This is a genomic window from Camelimonas lactis, assembly GCF_004342915.1.
GTDB lineage: Bacteria > Pseudomonadota > Alphaproteobacteria > Rhizobiales > Beijerinckiaceae > Camelimonas > Camelimonas lactis.
This window is the reverse complement of the sequence record NZ_SLWL01000012.1, coordinates 76,938-97,010: the sequence shown is the minus strand read 5'-3', so window position 1 is coordinate 97,010 and position 20,073 is coordinate 76,938. Positions and strand designations below refer to the sequence as shown.

The following is a 20,073-nucleotide window of genomic DNA, read 5'->3' as shown; positions in this document are numbered from 1 at the left end:
ATGCAGGGCCGGCGCCGCCACGGCGAAAGCTCAGAGATTCTCCACCACCGCGCGGCTCGCCACCGCCTCAAGGCCAAGAAACGTGGGGTTGGGATGCAGCACCAGCCAGGTGGGCACCGGCTCCAGCCACGTGCGGAACCGGCCCTTGGCGACGAAGCGCTCGCGGAATTCGGAAGCCTGCAGCAGATCGATGATGCGCGGCGCGATGCCGCCGGCGATGTAGACGCCGCCGGAAGCGCCAAAGGTCAGCGCATAATTGCCGGCGATCTCCCCCAGCATGGCGCAGAAGATATCGACCGTCTCGACGGCGACGGGGTCGCTCCGGTCCAGCGCCGCGCCGGTGATGGCGGCCGCATCCTGCAGGCGGGCCGGCTTGCCCTCCAGCGCCGCCACCGCCCTGTAGGTGTTCTCAAGCCCCTGGCCCGACACCATCCGCTCCACGGAGACATGGCCGAGGTCCGAACGCAACCAGTCGATGATGGCGTCGATGCGGGCGCTCCACGAGGGGGCGTTGACGTGCCCCCCCTCGGAGGCGATGACCATGCCGCCGCCGCCGTCCGGATCGAGGCAGGCGACGCCAAGCCCCGTGCCAGGCCCCACCGCCACCAGCCGCCCGTTGCTGCCGGGGGTGGGTCCGCCGGGTGGCCGGACCGCGCCATAGCCAGCGGCCGGATGCCGGCCGACGATGCGGGTGAGATGTTCAGGACGCAGCAGCGGCAGCCCCCAGGCCAGGGCTTCGAAATCATTGAGCAGACGCACATTCGGGATGCCGAACCGCTCCGAGATATCGGCCTCGCTGAAGCGCCAGTGGCTGTTGGTGAGGCTGCCGGCGCCGCGCGACACCGGGCCGGCGATGGCGATGGCGGCGGCGATGGGGCGGCCGGCCACGGCCCGTCGCATCTGGAGAAAGCGATCCATGGCGTCGTCAAAACTTGCGTAGTCAGCGACCGCGAAGCGCGCCACTTCCCCCGCGCCGCCGCCGCCGGCCAACGCAAACCGGGCGTTGGTGCCGCCGATATCGGCCAGGACCACTGTTGATGCCATCCGGCGTCCTTCCATTGCCATGTTCAACGCGCTGGGGCGATGTTGGTTCATCAGGCGCCACAATTGCAACCACGCCGGCTGCCCCCATCTGGCGATGCCCCGCGCGCATCCGTCGCGCCGGCGCGGCCGGAGCCATGCGGCTGGCCATATTTCCGCTGTTGCAAATGCACGGGTTTTTTTGATTTGCGTGCTTTTGAAGCGATCAGACATTGCAGCCCGGCGGGAAATCGCCCAGAAAGCCCGGCGGGAGGCGCGCCGGCCCGAAGCCGGTTGCGCAGTATGTGACGACCGAACAATCCGCGAGGACAGAGTCGATGGCAAAGATCAAGGTAGCCAACCCCGTCGTCGAGCTTGACGGCGACGAGATGACCCGGATCATCTGGCAGCAGATCAAGGACAAGCTGATCCACCCCTACCTCGACATCGATCTGCTGTATTTCGACCTCGGGGTTGAGCACCGCGACGCCACCAACGACCAGGTGACCATTGACGCCGCCGAGGCAATCAAGAAGCACGGTGTGGGCGTGAAGTGCGCCACCATCACCCCCGACGAGGCGCGCGTCGAGGAATTCGGCCTGAAGGAGATGTGGAAGTCGCCGAACGGCACCATCCGCAACATCCTGGGCGGCGTGATCTTCCGCGAGCCAATCATCTGCAAGAACGTGCCGCGCCTGGTGCCGGGCTGGACCCAGCCGATCGTCGTCGGCCGTCACGCCTTCGGCGACCAGTACCGCGCCACCGACTTCAAATTCCCCGGCAAGGGCACGCTGACCATCAAGTTCGTCGGTGAAGACGGCCAGGTGATCGAGAAGGAAGTGTTCAAGGCGCCGGGTTCGGGCGTGGCCATGGCCATGTACAACCTGGACGATTCGATCCGCGACTTCGCCCGCGCCTCGTTCAACTATGGCCTCGCCCGCAAGTACCCGGTGTACCTGTCGACCAAGAACACCATCCTCAAGGCCTACGACGGCCGCTTCAAGGACCTGTTCCAGGAAGTGTTCGACGCCGAGTTCAAGGAGCGCTTCGACGCCCTCGGCCTCACCTATGAGCACCGCCTGATCGACGACATGGTCGCCTCGGCCCTGAAGTGGTCCGGCGGCTACGTCTGGGCCTGCAAGAACTACGACGGCGACGTGCAGTCCGACATCGTGGCCCAGGGCTTCGGCTCGCTCGGCCTGATGACCTCGGTGCTGATGACCCCCGATGGCAAGGTCGTGGAATCGGAAGCCGCCCACGGCACCGTCACCCGCCACTACCGCGAGCACCAGAAGGGCAAGGAGACCTCGACCAACTCCATCGCCTCGATCTTCGCCTGGACGCGCGGCCTCGCCCATCGCGCCAAGCTGGACAACAACGCCGAGCTGGCGAAGTTCGCGTCGACCCTTGAGAAGGTCTGCGTCGACACCGTCGAGGCCGGCTACATGACCAAGGATCTCGCCCTGCTGGTCGGCGCCGACCAGAAGTGGCTCTCCACCACCGGCTTCCTCGACAAGATCGACGAGAACCTGAAGAAGGCGATGGCCGCCTGAGGTCGCCCCTCCGGGTATTCCTCTTGCCAGGGCGTGGTCCCTGGCTGACGCATCTGAAAACGCGGCGATGATCTCGCCGCGTTTTTTCATGCCCGCCAGCGGACGGGCGCCTGCGCCCTGGCGGGCGCGACCGGCGCCTTTCCGGGACCGACGGTTTCCGCTAGAACCGGGTGGTTCAGAACAACGAAAACGCCGTCCTGCCGAAGCTTCCGCCCGGGCGGCGTTCGCTCAGGGAGAGGCGCGCCGTGAAGACGGACGGGATATCACGCCAGCAGCCGGTCATCGCCAATGGGCCGGTCCATGCCTGCCCGCCCACGCGCCCGGGTCGCCGCGCATGAACGGCGCCGCGCCATCGCCCGTCGTGCTTCTCGTCGAGGACGAGATGTTCGTGCGGATGACAACCCTGGACATGCTGGAGGAAGCAGGCTGCACGGTGCTGGACGCCCCCACGGGCGCTGAGGCGCAGGCGCTGCTGGAAGGCGCCCATATCGACCTGCTGGTGTCGGACGTGGGCCTGCCGGACACCACCGGCCAGGATTTTTACGCGGCCTGCCTGGCGCGCTTCCCCGGCCTGCCGGTGATCTTCATCACCGGCTATGGCGCCGGGGACCTGGAGGCCGAGCTGACTGGCAACCCGCTGGTGACCGTGCTCGGCAAGCCCTTCCAGTCCCGCAGTCTGGCCAGCGCCGTCGCGCGGGCGCTGGAGCGGGCGCGGGCCGCGCGCATTTAACCCCATGACCGCCGCGTGAACGCCATTTCGCGCGAGACGCGATGTCCTGCAAAGGCGGGCGCGATCCTGTCTGATGTGAACGCTCGCGGCCTGACCCATATGTCCGCGAATTTTGTGTTCAGGCGACGCCCGCCGTTTCCGGTCCACGCGGCGCGGGAGCCTTGACCGTCAGGCGCTGGCCACGGGCGAGGCGCGCGCCATAGCGGCGCGCCGGCTCCTCGATCAGCAACCAGCAGACATGCGACACGGCCAGCACCAGCGCTGTGGCCAGCACGGACCAGATCACCGGGCCGACGGCGCCCAGCAGCCATGCGCTTTTCGGCGCCGTGGCGAACACGCCAATTACCGGCAAATGCACCAGGTAGACCGAATAGGACACCTTGCCGAGCCAGTGCAGCGGCGCCTTTTCAAACACGGCGGCGACGGGACCGCGGCCGGTGAACAGCAGTGCGATCAGGACAGCGCCGAACATCGGCGTCAATTCCGGCCGGCCGCCGGCAAGCGCGGCGACAATGGCGAGGACGGCCGCCGGCTCCAGCAGGTTCTGGGCCCATTGCGGCAGGCGGGCGCCCCGCAGGCTAAGGGCGATGACCATGCCGAAGGCAAAGCCGGCGAAACCCCGCGCCACCGCGCCGCCGCCAGCCACAACCGCGCCAACGCGGCTCAGCACCAGGAACTCGATCACCCCAAACGCCACGACCAGCAAGGCAATGGCCACGCGGGGCAACGCCCGCACCAGCGGCAGGAACAGCGGAAAGGCCAGGTAGCAGGCCATCTCGACGCCGACCGACCAGCTCGCGACGTTCCACGTCAGCGGCTGGTCACGGAACGGCTGCAACAGCAGCAGGGCCCCAGGCAACCGCGACCAGTCGTATCCCGGCGGCCCAGGATGGCCGGCGAGCGTCAGCAGGATCGCCAGGCAGATCAGCCCGGTCATCACGAACAGGTGCAACGGATAAATGCGGAAAATCCGCCGGATCATGAAGGCGGGAACGCCGGACGGGGTCAGGTCGCGATAGGTCGCCGCCATCACCAGACCGCTGAGAATGAAGAAGATGTCGACGGCGACGCCGCCGGGAAACAGGAACCGGTCCGGGGTGGATAACCCAAGGTCAACAAAGCGCAGGACCAGATGATGGGCCACGACCCACAGCGCCGCGACGCCACGCAATGACGTCAGCGGCAGATTTTCCTGCTTCATCATGGTTCTGTGCTCCGCATCCGGATAATTCCCATTAGAATTATTCTGATGTGGAGACAATCCGGGAATGATGGCGTTCAGGTCACAGTGGCGGAAAAAAGGCGGCCTGACACGAGCCAGTACCGCCTGAAATCACGCAATGTCCATCCAGATCAGGCCAGGCTGGCCCGCAATGCCTCAAAACGGGCGATCTGTTGCGGGTTCAGTTCGCGCTGGGCGTCACGACCGACAAACACCTTGAACATGGCCTCGCCATCCGTGTTGATGAACACCAGCGAGCAGGAGCGGCGACCAAAGAACGGCCGGTCGACGAACCAGATCGAGTCACAGCGGTCGGCGCGGATATGGCCGCCCAGCGGGCTGTCGCCGTGGATGTTGAAATACCCCCGGCCATGGGAGCCTGGCGGAACCGGCGCCTTCGTTTCGAACACGCCGTCACGGGTATGGACGATGAAGGTAACGTCGCCCCAGGTCGCCAGGTCGGCCCACAGGTCCTCGAAACGGCTGGCCGGAACCGGCGTGGCCTGGCCTTCCGGCAACGCCGAGAACACGGTTTTCATCGTCGTCTGGTGACGCTCGGCCAGTGCTTCCAGCACGCCGTCGGGTTTTTCAGCGATCTCCGCCCGGAGCGCCGCAATCGTATTCGCATTCACATCCGTCATGCCCGCGTCCTTTCTCATCAGGCCGGCGCCTCCAAACATGGGGCCGCCGTCCCGGCCCATGTGGCACAGGCAGCGCATCCGCGCGAACTGTTTGTTCTGGAACGTTTCCAGCCTGAGGCGACGTCATGTCTCCCCCATGGTGGGTGACCCGGCGCCCCCGGACGGTTAAAGCATGGGCGCGTGATGCGGACGCCCCCGGCCGGATCCGCGCATGGCGGGCCGCGCCGGCGATCCGCAGGAACGGCAATCCGCGCCGCTTCAGCGCGTTTGCCAACAGATGCGCCGGCGTGGGCGCGTCCAGAGCACAGGAAACAGGAGCAAAGCGATGTCGTCCGGCCCCTCCCGCGCCCCCTCCCGCCGGCTCGCCCTGACGCTCGGCATGTTCGTCCTTGGCCTCGCAGCGCTGGCCGGCGGCCTGTTCGCCTGGCGCCAGATCCAGGGCGGAGCCGTGTCCTCCGGCGTTGGCGCGCCCTTCTCCCTGACCGACCAGAACGGCAATACGGTTACCGACGCCTCGTTGCGCGGCGCGCCCTACCTGCTGTTTTTCGGCTTCACCCATTGCCCGGACATCTGTCCCTCAACCCTCTATGAGGTTTCGCAGATGCTGGAGGCGCTGGGCAAGGACGCGAAGGCCCGGGCAGTGTTCATCACCGTCGATCCGGCCCGCGACAACCAGGGCGTCATGAAAGACTATCTGGGCAGCTTCGATCCGCGCATCATCGGCCTCACCGGCTCACAGGAACAGATCGACGCCGTCACGCGCGCTTTCCGGGTTTATGCCCGCAAGGTGGAGCAGAAGGACGGCGAATACACCATGGACCACACGGCGATGGTCTATCTGATGGATCGCAACGGTCACTTCGTCGGCGGCTTCAATCTGAAGCGTCCGCCCGCCGAGGCTGCGAAGGAGTTCCGCCGGTATATGTGAGGCGCCCCGACCGGGACGAGCGCGCCACCCCGTGGCGGGTCTTGTTCCAGTGGGCGGGCGCGCGGATCTGCTCGACCAGGGCGCGCCAGGCGGCGAGCGAAACCAGGGCATAGTAAGCGGGCAGCAGGGGCGCGAGCAGCAGCAGGGGCAGCAGGCGCCTGCGCCGCGCGCCAGCGACCAGCGGCGCGACGCCGGCGGCCAGCCCGGCCAAAGCCACCGCGGCCGCCGCGGCCGCCCCCAGCCGCGCCTGCCAGCCGTCCAGCGACAACAGGTCGCCGGACGCGAACTGAACGGCGGCGCCGAGGACAAACAGCGGAAACCCCAGCGCGCTCAGCACCACCCCGGCGCATTGGGCGGCGGCGGCCCAGGCGCCCAGCAGGCCAAGCTCACGCGCCGCCTGCCCGGGCGCGCGGCTGTGGGTAATGGCGACCTGCATCCAGCCCTTCAGCCAGCGGGCGCGCTGCGCCAGCCAGGCGCGGATGCTCACCGGCGCCTCCTCCAGCGTTGTGGAATCCAGATCGGCGACGCGCCAGCCAGCCCGCGCCAGGCGCAGACCAAGATCGGCGTCCTCCGTGACATTCCAGGCGTCCCAGCCCATCACCTGGCGCAAGGCCGTGGTGCGGAAATGATTGGACGTGCCGCCCAGCGGAATGGGCAGGCCAAGGCGCGCCAGGCCTGGATTGATGGCGTCGAATAACGCCGCATATTCCAGCGCGAAACAGGCGGGCAGCCAGCCATCGGCGCTGTTGTCGATGGCGAGGCGGGCCTGCAGGCAGGCGACGTCTGGCGGCGCGGCGCGAAAAGCGGCCACGGCCTTGCGCAACTGGTCCGGGTCTGGCGCGTCCTCGGCGTCATAGATGGCGGTGAATTCGCCCCGCGCCGTGACCAGGGCCACATTGAGGGCGCGCGGCTTGGTGCGGGGCTGGCCTGGCGGCGCCACGACGATGCTGATCCAGGGCGGCGGCTGCAGGGCGATCAGTGCGACCCGCGTGGCGTGGTCATCCGCCTCGACGACGATCCGCACGTCGAGACGCGCGCGCGGATAGTCGAGCCGTTGCAATGACTGCAGGATGTGCGCGGCCATGTTGGCCTCGCCATAAACGGGCGCGATCACCGTGTAGACAGGCAGGTCCGCCTCCGCAACGGGCGGCGCTTCGCCCTCGCCAGGAACCGCGCCAGGCATGGCGCCTGGCGTGGCGAAGGTCGCCGCCAGCCGGACGATGGCGTAGCTGAGGAACACCACGGCGAACAACCCGGCGAGCACCGCCGGCGCCAGCGCCGCCAGCACCGCGACAACAGCCGCCGCGGCGGCGAGCCCCCATGACTGGGAGCGCGTCAGACCCTCCCGGCAGGACAGGTCCGCCCGGGCGTCGGCCAGGGAATGGCCCGCATCGTGGGCGATGGCGGGCGCGTGGCGCCGCATTACGGCGCGCGCCAGCGCCTCCGGCGTGACGATGGCGGCGCCAGTCAGGCGCATCCGGCCATCGAGAAGGCGGGCCAGCGCTTCGCCCTGGGGCGCCAGCACGAACAGGCGGCGGCCGGCCGCGTCGGTCACCGGCGCGACGCCCGCCTGGATGCTGTCTGGATAGCGCGCCCCGTCGGGCGTCAGTCCGCCCCGGCGCAGGGCGTCAGCCGCGAAAGGCGCGCCCAGCTCCAGGGCAAGGGCGCGATAATAGGCGGCTGGCTCCATCATGCCGGCGGCGAACAACGCCTGTTCCGGCGGCACGCGCCAGCGCCGCGCCAGTTCCGCCGCCGCGTTCAGCGCGGGGCCGGTCAGGCCATGGCTGGTCAGGAAGGCCAGCTGCGGCGGCAAAGCCGCGCCCGCGGTGAAAAACGTCGCCGCCCGGTCGTCGCCGCCTTGCGTCGCCAGCGGGACGCCATCATCATTCGCGGGCAGAACCCGCGTCAGACGTCGCCGCTGGAGAACCGTGGCTGCGCGCATGGAGCACCGGACCGGATGAGGAGCGTTGCGTCGTTGCGGACGATATTCAATCCTAACTTGCGCATCGTTGCGACGGCAACCGTTGTTCTTGTCCTTCTCGCCGCCGCCTCACTGATGATGGCGCCAGCGTTCGCCGCGCCGGCGACCGCTGGATCCGCGACCACGGCGCCCGCCACAACCGGCCCCGCAGCCGCCGAAGCCGCCGCAGCAGGCTCCCGGCCGGCCGTGCGCATCCCCATGTTCGGCAATCCCAACACGCGGCTGGAGCGCCCCGACATGAGCGGCGCCGGGACCATCCGCATTCTCACCGACGACAGCTTCCCGCCGCTGAACTTCACCGGCGACGACAACCGGCCCACCGGCTTCACCGTCGATCTGGCCCGGGCCGCCTGCGACCGGCTCGCCGTGGCCTGCACCATCCAGGCCCGCCGTTTCGACACGCTGCTCGACGCCCTGGCCGCCGGTAAGGGCGATGTGGTCATCGCCGCCATTCCGGTGACGCCGCGACTGCTGGAGCGTTTCACCGTCACCCGGCCCTACATGCGGTTTCCCGGCCGTTTCATGGTGAAGAACGGCGCCGCTTTGCCCACGCCTGGCGCGAAGGATTTCGCCGGCAAGACCGTTGGCGTCGTGGCCGGCTCGGCCCATGAAGCCTGGCTGAAGGCCAATTTCCCCGCCTCGCCGCTGAAGGCCTATGCCGATCTGCCGGCGGCTGGCGCGGGGCTGCGCGCGGGGGAAATTCCCTATGTCTTCGGCGACGGGCTCAGCATGGCGCTGTGGCAGGACGGCAGCCTCGCCGGCAATTGCTGCGGCTTCACCGGCGGGCCCTACCTGTCGGACGCTTTTTTCGGCGAGGGGGTCGGCTTCGTTGTCCGCCGCAATGACGCGGCGCTGCAACGGGCGTTCGATTACGCCCTGCAACAGACATGGAGCGACGGACGCTACGACGAGCTGTATCTGCGGTATTTTCCTGTCAGCTTCTTCTGAGCAGTTTTTCGCCGGTCCACGGTTCGCAACGCCGCCCGCCAACGCTCCCCAGCCTTGACGCGGCGCGTCGCCGGCCACATTGAAGACATCGCCGACGCCGCCGGCGCCTGCGGCGTTTTCCGGCAAAACGCGCCAGTTCAGCAGCATGGGGACAGATCGCCGCCGTTGTGGCCGGGATCTGGCCCCACATGACGCCGGCCCCATGCCGGCAAAACATCTTGAAAAGAGTCGCAGTTCCATGACCACGTCCGCTTTCGACCCGCAACTCGTGGAGGCCGCCCAGACGTCCTCCGCCTGGCCGTTCGAAGAAGCGCGCAAGCTCGTTGCGCGCCGCGAAGCCGCGGTGAAAGCTGGCAAGGACAAGGGTTACGTGCTTTTCGAGACCGGCTATGGCCCCTCCGGCCTGCCGCACATCGGCACCTTCGGCGAGGTGGCCCGCACCACCATGGTGCGCAACGCCTTTCGCCTGCTGACCAATGACGCCGTGCCGACGCGCCTCGTCGCCTTCTCCGACGACATGGACGGCCTGCGCAAGGTGCCGGACAACGTGCCGAACGGCGAGTTGCTGGCGCAGCACCTCAACAAGCCGCTGACCCAGGTCCCGGACCCGTTCGGCACGCATGAGAGCTTTGGCCAGCACAACAACGCCCGGCTGCGCGCCTTCCTCGACAGCTTCGGCTTCGAATACGAGTTCCTGTCGGCGACGGAGTGCTACAGGTCCGGCCGTTTCAACGACACGCTGCGCCTGGTGCTGGCGCGCTATGACGCGGTGATGAAGGTGATGCTGCCGTCGTTGCGCGCCGAACGCGCCAGCACCTATTCGCCATTCCTGCCGATCCACCCGGTCACCGGCCATGTGATGCAGGTGCCGATCGACGAGGTGCGGGCCGACAGCGCCACCCTGGTCTGGCGCGATCCCGAAAGCGGCGCGCGCTTCGAGACATCGGCCCTCGATGGCCACGCCAAGCTGCAATGGAAGCCGGACTGGGCCATGCGCTGGACGGCGCTGGGCGTCGATTACGAAATGGCCGGCAAGGACCTGATCGACTCGGTGAAGCTGTCGGGCCAGATCGCCCGCGCCCTCGGCGCCCAGCCGCCGGAAGGCTTCAATTACGAACTGTTCCTCGACGAAAAGGGGCAGAAGATCTCCAAGTCGAAGGGCAACGGCCTGACCATCGAGGAGTGGCTGACCTATGGCGCGCCGGAAAGCCTGGCGCTGTTCATGTACGCCCGCCCGCGCGAGGCCAAGCGGCTGCACTTCGACGTCATTCCGCGCAACGTGGACGAATACCTGTCGTTCCTCGACGCCTATGCGCGGCAGGACGCGAAGCAGCGCCTCGGCAATCCGGTGCACCATATCCACGGCGGCAATCCGCCGGCGCCGGAAGTCGTGACCCAGGCTGGCGCGGAAACCGGCGAAAACGCGCCGCGCCCGACGCAGATTTCTTTCGGCCTGCTGCTCAATCTCGCCGCGGTCGCCAACGCCGAGACGAAGGAAGGCCTGTGGCAGTTCCTGAAGCGCTACGCGCCCGGCGCCGCGCCGGAAACCCACCCGCGCCTCGACAGCCTGCTGGGCTACGCGGTGCGTAACTTCCAGGATTTCGTCAAGCCGGCGAAGACCTATCGCCCGCCGTCCGACAGTGAACGCAAGGCGCTGGAAGACCTGGCGGAGCGCCTCGCCGCCCTGCCAGACAACGCCGACGCCGGCCAGATCCAGGATGTGGTTTATGAGGTTGGCCGCACCGTGCCCGACTATCAGGACCTCAAGGCCAAGGGCGCGACGCCGGAGCGGCCAGGCGTTTCGGGCGCCTGGTTCAACGCCCTGTACCAGATCCTGCTCGGCGAGGAGCGCGGGCCGCGTTTCGGCTCATTCGCCGCGATTCTGGGCGTCCCGGCGACGATCGCCCTGATCCGCAAGGGGCTCGACGGCCAGCTCATCGCCGATCATGAGGCTTTCCTGGCGGCCCGCGCCGCCGGCAAGGCCGGCTGACGGCGGGCGGGAGCGTTCCACGGCGGAGCTGGCGTCCGCTTCGCCTCTGGAAAGCGCCTTCATTCGGACTGTCAGGGCAGCCCGCCCGCGACTGGCTGTGGACATGCGGTGGCGGCGGCCCGTTCTGTCGCCATCGCGGGCCCCAGGCCATCGCAATTTCGACACGGATGCCGCTAATCTCTGCGCTGGCCGTCGCTTCGTCGAAGCACGCGCCAGAGCAAACGCCGTTCCCCTGAGCGGGGTTTGTTATCTGTCTGGTTTGACGTGCTTTCCAGCCAGGCGCCCCTGCGCAGCGAAGGCGCCGCCGCGCTGGAAAAGACATAAAGGAAGCCCACGGCATGTTCCGTTCGATGATTTCCCGCACCCTGATCCCTCTTGCAGGAGCAGCAGTTCTCGCCATGACCGCAAACGTATCCGCCGCCGAGACCACCACCCTTCCCTCCGGCCTGAAATACAAAGACGAGGTCGTGGGAACCGGCCCCGTGGCCAAGGCGGGCCAGCAGGTGAAGGTGCACTACACCGGCTGGCTGGATAACAACGGCAAGCCGGGCAAGAAGTTCGACTCCTCGCGCGACCGCAACCAGCCGTTCGAGTTCGGCCTTGGCGGCGGCCAGGTGATCCGCGGCTGGGACGAGGGCGTCGCCGGCATGAAAGTGGGCGGCAAGCGCATCCTGATCATCCCGGCCGAGCTCGGCTATGGCGCGCGCGGCGCCGGCGGCGTCATCCCGCCGAACGCAACGCTGATTTTCGACGTGGAGTTGCTCGGCGTCCGCTGAGCGACCTTCCAGACATCCGGCGTGCGCCACGCCAGGCCGCATAGATGCCGACGCATCCGCGGCCTGCAAAGCTCAAGCGCCGCCAGGGCTTTATCAGGGGCGATCCGCACGGATCGCCCCTGATGTTTTCTGGCTACCCCCGCGCCACGGACGGCCTTGCGCGCCCAGGAAAGGCACGCGCCAGTCTTGCCGGAACTGCTGAGGCGTTTTCCAGCGACGCAGGCGCCGCATGAGCTGAAGGTGGGTGCACAGATTGAAGGCGTTCCGCTAGCCTCCTGTCCCGGAAGACCGCCAGAAACGGCGGCGACGGGAGGAAGTCCATGTCCACGCCATTCGAGGTCGGGCCGGTCAGCGTCACGTTTGAGGACCGCATCGCCACGGTGACCCTGCGCCGGGGCGACCGCATCAACGCCCTGTCCGTGAAAGCCATCGAGGCGTTGCGCGAGGCGGCGTTGCGGTTGCGCGACGATTTTCATACCAGCGCGGTGATCCTTACCGGCGATCCGGTGTTTTCCTCGGGGGCTGACCTGGCCGATCCCGACCACCAGGCCCGCCGGACGGCGCCGCTGCTGGAAAAGCGCGAACTGCTGCGCCTCGCCCCCACCACATGCGCGGCGTGGGAGAACCTCGATCAGGTCACCATTGTCGCCATCGAGGGCTTCTGCCTTGGCGGCGCGCTGGCGCTGGCGGCCTCCTGCGACTTCCGCATCGCCGGTCGCGGCGCCCATATGCGCCTTCCTGAAATCCCCCTCGGCTGGAACCTCAACTGGAACGCCGCGCCCCGCATCCTGAACCTGCTCGGGCCATCCCGGGCCAAGCAACTGATCCTGTTCGGCGAGCGCGTTTACGCGCCCCAGGCGCTGGAATGGGGCCTGATTGACGACATGGCGGAAGATGGCCAGGCCCTGGACGTGGCGATGCGCTGGGCGCAGAAGGCCGCCGCCCTGCCGCCGATTGGCATGCGCATGGCGAAACGCACCATCACCGAACAGGCGACCGCCCTGAACCGCCTGACCGCCCACATGGACAACGACCAGTACATCCTGGCCTCGATGACCGAGGACAATGAGGAGGCGATCAACGCCTTCCTCGAGAAGCGCCCGCCCGTATTCAGGGGGCGTTGAGCATCGCCAGGCCGACGGCCTGGCTGATTCTGGTCCGTGACTGGCGCAGCTTCGGGATGACCTGGAGCCCGTTACTGGCTCGCCCAGACGATGCGGGCGATCCAGTCCAGGTCTTTCAGCGCGATCTCCCGCTCGGGGTGTTCGGGATTGAGCGAACGCAGCCGCACCAGACGGGCGGTGCGGGCGGCCAGTTCCTTGGCCATGACCTCGCCGTCGCGGGTGCGGGCGACCACCCGGTCCCCCTTGTGCACGGTGGCCGCCGGGTCGACGACGATGACGTCGCCGTCGCGATACACCGGCAGCATGGAATCGCCCGCGACCTTGAGGCCGTACAGGGAGCCGTCGCCGGGGCGTGGAAAGATCACCTCGTCGAACCCCGAGCCAACGGGGTAGCCGGAATCGTCGTAGTAGCCCCCCTGGCCGGCCTGGGCCATGCCGATGAGCGGCAGGCCGCGCGGTCGCGCCGGCTGCAAAGCCGGCTCGGGAGGCGTCTGCCCGACGCTGGCGGCGGGCGCCTCCCCTCCCACCAGCGCCAGAAACTCGTGGATCGAGGCGCCGGTGGCGTCGAGCACCTTGGCGACTGATTCCGTCGACGGCCAGCGCAGGCGACCATCCGCGGCGATGCGTTTCGAGCGGTTGAACGTGGTGGGATCAAGCCCGGCGCGACGGGCAAGGCCAGACGCCGACAGGCCGTGACGCTTCGCCAGCCCGTCAATCGCCTGCCAGATCTGCTGATGTGACAGCATGGCCCGTCTCCCTCTGAACACCTCCGGCATATGCATCACGCCAGGCGCGGCGCCGCTGGCGCGCCTGCCATGCAACATTCAAAACCCGTCCGAACCCTGCAGGGCCCCCTCTGGCGTCTCGCTCCCCGATGCGCCGGCGCGCCCGGATGGCCCTTCCGGGCCAACCGGACGCAGACCCACGGCATCCACAGGCCACGGCGCAACACCCTTATGTTGAAGAATTTATTCCCCTTTTGCCGCCCGGACAAGATAATACAATGGCGATGCTCCGGTCCCTCCTTCGGGCGCCATTGACGCCGGGCGGAAGGACGCCGATTCTTGGGAACGGGGCGGCCCTCAACGATCAGGAGCCCAGGGCCTGGAGGCCGGCGACGCCGATGGGAGGCCACCCCCGGCGGGAGCCGCCGCCTTGCCCGGGACGCGGCAAGCGCCGTCCGGTCCAGGGCCAGCCGGCCCAGGGGCGGACATGGCCTTGTCGGGGGGATATAACGTGGGGGATCATGGCCCGCCGGGCCGGGTGAGGCGGATGAACTGGCGAGGCGATATGGCCCGGCGAGGACATGTCGTCTCCTGTCAGGGTGCGTTTGCGAGTGGAGAGCGCCATGTACCGGGCACTGACTCACGACATCGAAGTCACGGTGACGCCCAGCTTCCTTGAGGACCAGTCCTCACCGGGGCATGGCGATTACTTCTGGGCCTACACGGTGCAGATCGCCAATCATGGCCCACGTCCCGTGCAATTGCGCGCCCGCACCTGGCGTATCGTTGACGGCGACGGCGCGGTGGAAGCTGTCACAGGTCCTGGCGTTGTCGGCGAGCAGCCGCATATCGCGCCGGGCGACGCCTACACCTACACCAGCGGCTGCCCCCTGCGCACGCCGCACGGCGTGATGAGCGGCAGTTACGCCATGATCGACGCCGCCGGCGAGCGCTTCGAGGTGACCATTCCCACCTTCGTGCTGGACAGCCCCTACGCCATTCGCGCCGGCCTGGCGCGCGTCATCCACTGAAGGGTCCGGGCGCGGGTCCGGGCGCGCGCGCCCGGGGCTGCGCGGCGACATGGCGGCGCGCGCGCGGTTGCGCCGGCGGGCCGCGCCGGACAGGATAGGCAAGCGAGGCGCGCCGTGGACGGACGGACGCGCTGGAACCATCAGGAGCCAATGTGACGCCTCTCGCCATGCTGGAGCGACTGGTCGCCTTCAATACGGAGAGCCACCGCTCCAACCTGGAGCTCATCGCCTTTGTCGAAGCCTGGCTGACGCAGCTGGGCGTCGCTTCCGTGCGCATCCCCGATGCAACCGGCGACAAGGCCGCGCTGTTCGCCAGCATTGGCCCCGCGCAGGATGGCGGCGTGCTGCTGTCAGGTCATACGGACGTGGTGCCCGTGGCCGGCCAGGCGTGGAGCGACGATCCCTGGCGGCTGCGGGTGGCTGACGGGCGCGCCTATGGACGCGGCGCCGTGGACATGAAGGGCTTCGTCGCCATCGTGCTGGCGCTGGTTCCCGAGATGCGCGCCGCCCGGCTGACGACGCCCATCCACATCCTGCTGTCCTATGACGAAGAGGTTTCCTGCCTTGGCGTGGTCGACGCCGTGGCGCGCATGGGGGTAGATCTGCCACGCCCTGGCGTCGCCATCGTCGGCGAGCCCACGGGAATGGACGTGGTCACCGCCCACAAATCCGTGGTGTCGCTGACCACCCGCATTACCGGCAAGGAGGGCCACTCCTCGCAGCCGGCGCATGGCGCCAATGCGGTGATGGCGGCGGCGGAGCTGATCCACTGGCTGGCGCGCCGGCAGGAACAGTTCGCCACGGCGGGCGACCCGACCGGCCTGTTCGATCCGCCCTGCTCGACCCTGCAGGTCGGCGCGATCCATGGCGGCACGGCGCGCAACATCATCGCGCGCGATTGCAGCTTTCTGTGGGAGTTTCGCGGCCTGCCCGGCCACAGCCACCGCGACCTGATGGACGAGCTCGCCGCCTTCGCCGAAACTTCGGTGCTGCCGGGCATGCGCCTGGGCGCCCCGGACGCCAGCATCGCCACCATCTGCGACGTGGCCGTGCCGCATCTGGCGCCAAGACCCGGCTCCGCGGCCGAGCAGCTGGCGCTGCGCCTCGCCGGGCGCAATCACACCGCGACGGTGTCCTTCGCCACCGAGGCCGGGCATTTCCAGAACGCCGGCGTCGCCACGGTGGTTTGTGGACCCGGCTCCATCGACCAGGCCCACCAGGCCGACGAGTTCATCACCCTGGCCGAGCTGGATAACGGAACCGCCTTCATCCGCCGGCTGATCCAGGCCATGAGCGCCTGAGGGCCTGGCCTCACGCCGTGGCGTGGAGCGACGCGAGGACGGCGCGGCGGCGGATACGGCAAAACAACGCGACCTGTCGCGGGCGCGACGCGCTGACGCCCCACGGAGGCCCGCTCAGAACGCAAAAAAAATCGGCGCGGCAGGGAGCCACGCCGGTTCAATGCCACCGCCGCCGCGCGCCATCAGGCGTCGCGTTCGCCGCCTTCGTCTGAATCCGCCAGGGCCGCGGCGGCGATCTCCGCCTCCACCTGTCCCGGGTCCAGATCGTAGTGACGCGAGCAGAATTCGCAGGTCACGCCGATGCGGCCGTCGTCGCCCACCATGTCGGCGCGCTCCTGGCGGCTGAAGCCGCCGAGCATGCCCATGATGCGCTCGCGCGAGCACTGGCAGGCCTCGCGCACGGGCTGGGCCGGGAACACCCGCACGCCGCGCTCGTGATACAGCCGGTACAGCAGCTGCTCGCTGGGCAGCAGGGGATCGAGCAGTTCGTGCGCCTCGGTGGTCTCCGCCAGCAGGCGGGCCTCGTTCCACGCCTCGTCCTCAACCCCGGCGGCGATCTGATGCCCGGTGGGGGCGTCGCCCGGCGACAGATCGGCCTGACGCAAACGGTCGGCCGAATGGGGCATGAACTGCACCATCAGGCCGCCAGCCCGGTAGTAGCGACCATTGGGGGACTGCAAGGTCATCTCCTCGCCGACGGCAAGGCGCACCAGGGTCGGAATCTGCTCCGACTGCTGGAAATAGGTGTGGGCGCATTCCTCAAGGCTCTGGCCTTCCAGCGGCACAATGCCCTGATAGCGGCTGGCGTGGCTGCCCTGGTCAATGGTCATGGCCAGATGGCCGTTGCCCAGCAGCGCGCCCGTCGCGGTTTCGCCGGCGGCGGCGGCCGCCGCCACCGCCTCCGCGTCGAAGCGGGCGCAGGCGCGCACCCGGTCCGGCGCGTCGAAATCCACGACAATCATGTTGACCGGCCCGGACGAGCGGGTCTGCAACTGGAAGCGACCTTCCAGCTTCAGCGCCGAGCCGAGCAGCACGGTGAGCGCCATGGCCTCGCCAACGACGCGGGACACCGCCGGCGGGTAATTGTGACGGGCCAGCACGGCGTCGAGCGCCGGCCCGAGCCGGACGACGCGACCGCGCACGTCCAGCGCCTCCACCGCGAACGGCAGGGACAGGTCGTCGCCAGCGTGCGAACCGGCTGCGGCTGCGCCGGCCATCACTCCGCCGCGCCCAGGCACCAGGCCAGAACGCCCTTCTGGGCGTGCAGCCGGTTTTCCGCCTCATCGAACACCACGGACTGCGGCCCGTCCATCACCTCGTCGGTGACCTCCTCGCCGCGGTGGGCCGGCAGGCAGTGCATGAAGATGGCGTTTTTCGCCGCCGCCGCCATCAGCGCCGCATTGACCTGGTAAGGTTGCAGCAGCTTCTGGCGCTCGGCCTCGCTTTCCTCATCGCCCATGGAAACCCAGCAGTCGGTGATCACCGCCTCGGCGCCGCGCACCGCCTCGCGCGGATCGTCGACAAGGCTCAGCTTCGCGCCGTTGGCGCGGGCGAAGTCCAGCACCTCCTGCGAGGGGCCGAGATCCTTCGGCGCCGCCACGGCGATCTCGAAATCGAGACGCGCCGCCGCGTGAATCCACGAGGCCAGCACGTTGTTGCCGTCGCCGGTCCACGCCACCTTGCGGCCGGTGATCGGCCCAAGCCGTTCCTCGAAGGTCAGCAGGTCGGCCATGATCTGGCACGGGTGCGACAGCTTGCTGAGACCGTTGATGACCGGCACGCTGGCGTATTCGGCCAGCTCCGTCATGGCGGCGTGATCGAGAATGCGGATCATGATGGCGTCAACGTAACGCGACATGACCCGGGCGGTGTCGGCAATGGTCTCGCCGCGACCGAGCTGCATCTCCGCGCCCGTCAGCATGATGGTTTCGCCGCCCAGTTCGCGCATGGCGAGGTCGAAGGACACGCGGGTTCGCGTCGACGGCTTGTCGAAGATCATCGCCAGGGTGTTGCCGGTCAGCGGGCGGAAGTCGGAGCGCTCGCCCCGGCGACGCGCCGCTTTCAGGCGCTTGCTGATCTCAAGAACATGGCGCAACTGCTCACCGGTGAAATCGGTGAGGTCGAGGAAGTTGCGCCGCTGCTGCGACGAAGCCGACAAATTCTGATCCTTCAATAACTCCGGTGACAAACTGACGGAGCCGCTGACCGGCGCCGTCCCGAAACGCGCATTCATCACGCCGCTCCCGCTGCGGCGCCGCGCGCCTCGCGCTGCAGGCGCCCCGCCACGGCCTCAAGCCGGGCCAGACCTTCCCGCGCCTCATCTTCCGTGATGGTCAGCGGCGGCAACAGCCGGACGGTGTTGTCGCCAGCCCCAACCAGGATGAGCCTTTCATCGAGCGCCGCAGCCGCGAAACTGGTGTTGGGCACATTCAGCTTCAGGCCCAGCAGCAGGCCCTCGCCGCGCACCTCGGCGATGATGTGGGGAAAGCGGTCACGCAACTCGGCCAGACGCTGGCGCAGCAGCAGGCTGATCTGGTTGACGTGATCGAGAAACCCCGGGGCCAGCACCACGTCGAGCACGGCGTTGCCGACAGCCACCGCCAGCGGGTTGCCGCCGAAGGTGGTGCCGTGCGTGCCGGCGGTCATGCCCTTGCCGGCCTCCAGCGTCGACAGGCACGCGCCCAGCGGGAAGCCGCCGCCGATGCCCTTGGCGATGGCCATGATGTCCGGCGTAACCCCGGACCACTCATGGGCGAACAGCTTGCCGGTGCGGCCGACGCCGGTCTGCACCTCGTCGAGGATCAGCAGCAGGCCGTGTTCATCGCACAGCTTGCGCAGCTCGCGCAGTTTGGCCGGCGGCACGACCCGCACGCCGCCCTCGCCCTGCACGGGCTCGATGAGGATGGCGGCCGTGGCCGGGCCGATGGCGGCCTTCAACGCTTCGGCGTCATCCACCCGCACCTGGTCGAAGCCGTCCACCTTCGGGCCGAAGCCTTCCAGATACTTGGCCTGGCCCCCGGCGGCGATGGTCGCCAGGGTGCGGCCATGGAAGGCGCCCTCGAAGGTAATGATGCGGTAACGTTCGGGCTGGCCATTGGCCGCGTGATACTTGCGGGCCATCTTGATGGCGCACTCCAGCGCCTCGGCGCCGGAGTTGGTGTAGAACACCTGATCGGCAAAAGAGTTGTCCACCAGCCGCTGGGCAAGCCGCTCCCCCTCCGGTATCCGGAACAGGTTGGAGGTGTGCCAGAGCTTGCCGGCCTGTCGGGTCAGCGCCTCCACCAGATGCGGATGGGCGTGGCCAAGTGAATTCACGGCGATGCCGGAGCCGAAGTCGAGATATCGCTCGCCGTCGCGCGTCGCCAGCCAGACGCCCTGGCCCTGTTCGAACTGAAGATCTACACGCGCAAAAGTTGGCAACAGCGGCGACGTCACGGACCGCACTCCCTGATGGCGACGCTGGTCCCGACATCAACCTGTCGTTTGCCGTCAGGCCGGAGCGTCGCGCGTGAAAACGCCAGGCGGGCGCCAAAGCGCCGGAAACCCAAACGTTCATGAAAATCAAAGTGCCGCCCTGTCGAGGGCGGCACTGGGGGTATTTTATGCCGGGCGACAAATCTGTCAATTACAGGATGCATTTACATTGCAACCCCTGACAGGCCGGAGATTTCTGGACGGCCGCCGGCCGCCGGAAGCACCGCGCAGTCCCGGCAGGCTTTTGGCGACGCCCGCCGGCAACCGTCCATATCCGCTCATGCCCCGATCCGCCCATGCCCGCCTGCGCGCCTCAGCGCCTTAACGCCGCCATGGCGCCCGCGCGCGACAATGACTGTCACGCCACAATGACAGTCACGCGACAATACGGGCGCGACTTTGGCCGCATCCGTGTTATCCAGCGCCAGCCGCCCTGGCGGGACCGCGCGACGGTTAAATCGTTGAAAAAAAGTGATCACGGACTCGTTTTCATCATGTTCCTGGGGAAAACGGTGGGGAGCGGGCGGCTGCGGTTGAAGCCGCATCCCGCCATCTTGTATGGTTCAGGGAATATCCCACGACATATCGTGGCGCCGTTACCCTGACGGATTGTTATTTTGCGTAGCTGA

At 68.0% G+C, this 20,073-nt stretch carries 17 protein-coding genes; 9 read left to right on the top strand and 8 right to left on the bottom strand.

What is annotated here, in order from left to right; all coding sequences use genetic code 11:
* Positions 1-30 precede the first annotated feature (30 nt).
* The gene (gene glk, locus EV666_RS13555) at positions 31-1,044 is read right to left on the bottom strand and encodes a glucokinase (RefSeq protein WP_132008967.1); all 1,014 of its coding nucleotides are present in this window, start codon (positions 1,042-1,044) and stop codon (positions 31-33) included.
* 314 nt (positions 1,045-1,358) lie between these two features.
* On the opposite strand from glk, the gene EV666_RS13550 reads away from it, so the two are divergent.
* Positions 1,359-2,573 carry an NADP-dependent isocitrate dehydrogenase gene (locus tag EV666_RS13550; RefSeq protein ID WP_132008964.1) on the top strand — a complete coding sequence of 405 codons (1,215 nt, stop codon included), beginning with the start codon at positions 1,359-1,361 and terminating at the stop codon, positions 2,571-2,573.
* Positions 2,574-2,907: 334 nt separating this feature from the next.
* Positions 2,908-3,303, top strand: coding sequence for a response regulator (locus EV666_RS18285; RefSeq protein ID WP_165910019.1), 396 nt, complete (start codon positions 2,908-2,910; stop codon positions 3,301-3,303).
* A 118-nt stretch (positions 3,304-3,421) separates the two neighbouring features.
* Here EV666_RS18285 and EV666_RS13540 read toward each other — a convergent pair whose 3' ends face one another.
* Positions 3,422-4,507: an acyltransferase family protein gene (locus EV666_RS13540; protein ID WP_132008958.1), complete on the bottom strand. Its 1,086-nt coding sequence runs from the start codon at positions 4,505-4,507 to the stop codon at positions 3,422-3,424.
* A 149-nt stretch (positions 4,508-4,656) separates the two neighbouring features.
* Complete coding sequence (hutX, locus tag EV666_RS13535) at positions 4,657-5,166, bottom strand: heme utilization cystosolic carrier protein HutX (protein WP_132008955.1); 510 nt, start codon at positions 5,164-5,166, stop codon at positions 4,657-4,659.
* A 325-nt stretch (positions 5,167-5,491) separates the two neighbouring features.
* Here hutX and EV666_RS13530 point away from each other — a divergent pair, with 325 nt between their 5' ends.
* A complete protein-coding gene (locus EV666_RS13530) occupies positions 5,492-6,094 on the top strand; it encodes an SCO family protein (protein ID WP_165910018.1) in 603 nt (200 codons plus the stop codon).
* Here the strand turns inward: EV666_RS13530 and EV666_RS13525 are convergent.
* Positions 6,039-8,036 (bottom strand): glycosyltransferase, encoded by a 1,998-nt coding sequence (locus EV666_RS13525; RefSeq protein WP_132008948.1) that lies wholly within the window; start codon positions 8,034-8,036, stop codon positions 6,039-6,041. The two genes, EV666_RS13530 and EV666_RS13525, sit on opposite strands and share 56 nt — an antisense overlap.
* A gap of 15 nt (positions 8,037-8,051) precedes the next feature.
* On the opposite strand from EV666_RS13525, the gene EV666_RS13520 reads away from it, so the two are divergent.
* From EV666_RS13520 to EV666_RS13505, 4 genes are all read left to right on the top strand, one after another.
* A complete protein-coding gene (locus EV666_RS13520) occupies positions 8,052-9,023 on the top strand; it encodes a transporter substrate-binding domain-containing protein (RefSeq protein WP_245514423.1) in 972 nt (323 codons plus the stop codon).
* Between the two features lie 238 nt (positions 9,024-9,261).
* Positions 9,262-11,013: a lysine--tRNA ligase gene (locus EV666_RS13515; RefSeq protein WP_132008945.1), complete on the top strand. Its 1,752-nt coding sequence runs from the start codon at positions 9,262-9,264 to the stop codon at positions 11,011-11,013.
* Between the two features lie 398 nt (positions 11,014-11,411).
* Positions 11,412-11,789, top strand: coding sequence for an FKBP-type peptidyl-prolyl cis-trans isomerase (locus EV666_RS13510; RefSeq protein WP_245514422.1), 378 nt, complete (start codon positions 11,412-11,414; stop codon positions 11,787-11,789).
* A gap of 320 nt (positions 11,790-12,109) precedes the next feature.
* Positions 12,110-12,913, top strand: coding sequence for an enoyl-CoA hydratase/isomerase family protein (locus tag EV666_RS13505; RefSeq protein ID WP_132008937.1), 804 nt, complete (start codon positions 12,110-12,112; stop codon positions 12,911-12,913).
* A gap of 71 nt (positions 12,914-12,984) precedes the next feature.
* On the opposite strand, the gene EV666_RS13500 is transcribed toward EV666_RS13505, so the two are convergent.
* Complete coding sequence (locus tag EV666_RS13500; RefSeq protein ID WP_132008934.1) at positions 12,985-13,659, bottom strand: S24 family peptidase; 675 nt, start codon at positions 13,657-13,659, stop codon at positions 12,985-12,987.
* Between the two features lie 602 nt (positions 13,660-14,261).
* Between EV666_RS13500 and apaG the strand changes: the two genes are divergently transcribed.
* Positions 14,262-14,669 (top strand): Co2+/Mg2+ efflux protein ApaG, encoded by a 408-nt coding sequence (gene apaG, locus EV666_RS13495; RefSeq protein WP_132008931.1) that lies wholly within the window; start codon positions 14,262-14,264, stop codon positions 14,667-14,669.
* Between the two features lie 152 nt (positions 14,670-14,821).
* Positions 14,822-15,970 carry an acetylornithine deacetylase gene (gene argE, locus EV666_RS13490; RefSeq protein ID WP_280990843.1) on the top strand — a complete coding sequence of 383 codons (1,149 nt, stop codon included), beginning with the start codon at positions 14,822-14,824 and terminating at the stop codon, positions 15,968-15,970.
* A gap of 182 nt (positions 15,971-16,152) precedes the next feature.
* Here the strand turns inward: argE and EV666_RS13485 are convergent, their stop codons facing one another.
* The 3 genes from EV666_RS13485 to EV666_RS13475 form a co-directional block, all read right to left on the bottom strand.
* A complete protein-coding gene (locus EV666_RS13485) occupies positions 16,153-17,187 on the bottom strand; it encodes an Hsp33 family molecular chaperone (protein ID WP_132008925.1) in 1,035 nt (344 codons plus the stop codon).
* A complete protein-coding gene (gene argF / locus EV666_RS13480) occupies positions 17,187-18,128 on the bottom strand; it encodes an ornithine carbamoyltransferase (protein ID WP_245514421.1) in 942 nt (313 codons plus the stop codon). The genes EV666_RS13485 and argF overlap by 1 nt, the downstream gene beginning before the upstream one ends.
* Positions 18,129-18,202: 74 nt before the next feature.
* Entirely contained in the window at positions 18,203-19,405 is a 1,203-nt protein-coding gene (locus EV666_RS13475) for an aspartate aminotransferase family protein (RefSeq protein WP_132008919.1), read from the bottom strand.
* Positions 19,406-20,073 lie beyond the last annotated feature (668 nt).

Coding starts and splice junctions, on each gene's coding strand:
- glk (WP_132008967.1), bottom strand. CDS start 1,044: ATGGCATCAACAGTGGTCCTGGCCGATATCGGCGGCACCAACGCCCGG.
- EV666_RS13550 (WP_132008964.1), top strand. CDS start 1,359: ATGGCAAAGATCAAGGTAGCCAACCCCGTCGTCGAGCTTGACGGCGAC.
- EV666_RS18285 (WP_165910019.1), top strand. CDS start 2,908: ATGAACGGCGCCGCGCCATCGCCCGTCGTGCTTCTCGTCGAGGACGAG.
- EV666_RS13540 (WP_132008958.1), bottom strand. CDS start 4,507: ATGATGAAGCAGGAAAATCTGCCGCTGACGTCATTGCGTGGCGTCGCG.
- hutX (WP_132008955.1), bottom strand. CDS start 5,166: ATGACGGATGTGAATGCGAATACGATTGCGGCGCTCCGGGCGGAGATC.
- EV666_RS13530 (WP_165910018.1), top strand. CDS start 5,492: ATGTCGTCCGGCCCCTCCCGCGCCCCCTCCCGCCGGCTCGCCCTGACG.
- EV666_RS13525 (WP_132008948.1), bottom strand. CDS start 8,036: ATGCGCGCAGCCACGGTTCTCCAGCGGCGACGTCTGACGCGGGTTCTG.
- EV666_RS13520 (WP_245514423.1), top strand. CDS start 8,052: ATGAGGAGCGTTGCGTCGTTGCGGACGATATTCAATCCTAACTTGCGC.
- EV666_RS13515 (WP_132008945.1), top strand. CDS start 9,262: ATGACCACGTCCGCTTTCGACCCGCAACTCGTGGAGGCCGCCCAGACG.
- EV666_RS13510 (WP_245514422.1), top strand. CDS start 11,412: ATGACCGCAAACGTATCCGCCGCCGAGACCACCACCCTTCCCTCCGGC.
- EV666_RS13505 (WP_132008937.1), top strand. CDS start 12,110: ATGTCCACGCCATTCGAGGTCGGGCCGGTCAGCGTCACGTTTGAGGAC.
- EV666_RS13500 (WP_132008934.1), bottom strand. CDS start 13,659: ATGCTGTCACATCAGCAGATCTGGCAGGCGATTGACGGGCTGGCGAAG.
- apaG (WP_132008931.1), top strand. CDS start 14,262: ATGTACCGGGCACTGACTCACGACATCGAAGTCACGGTGACGCCCAGC.
- EV666_RS13485 (WP_132008925.1), bottom strand. CDS start 17,187: ATGGCCGGCGCAGCCGCAGCCGGTTCGCACGCTGGCGACGACCTGTCC.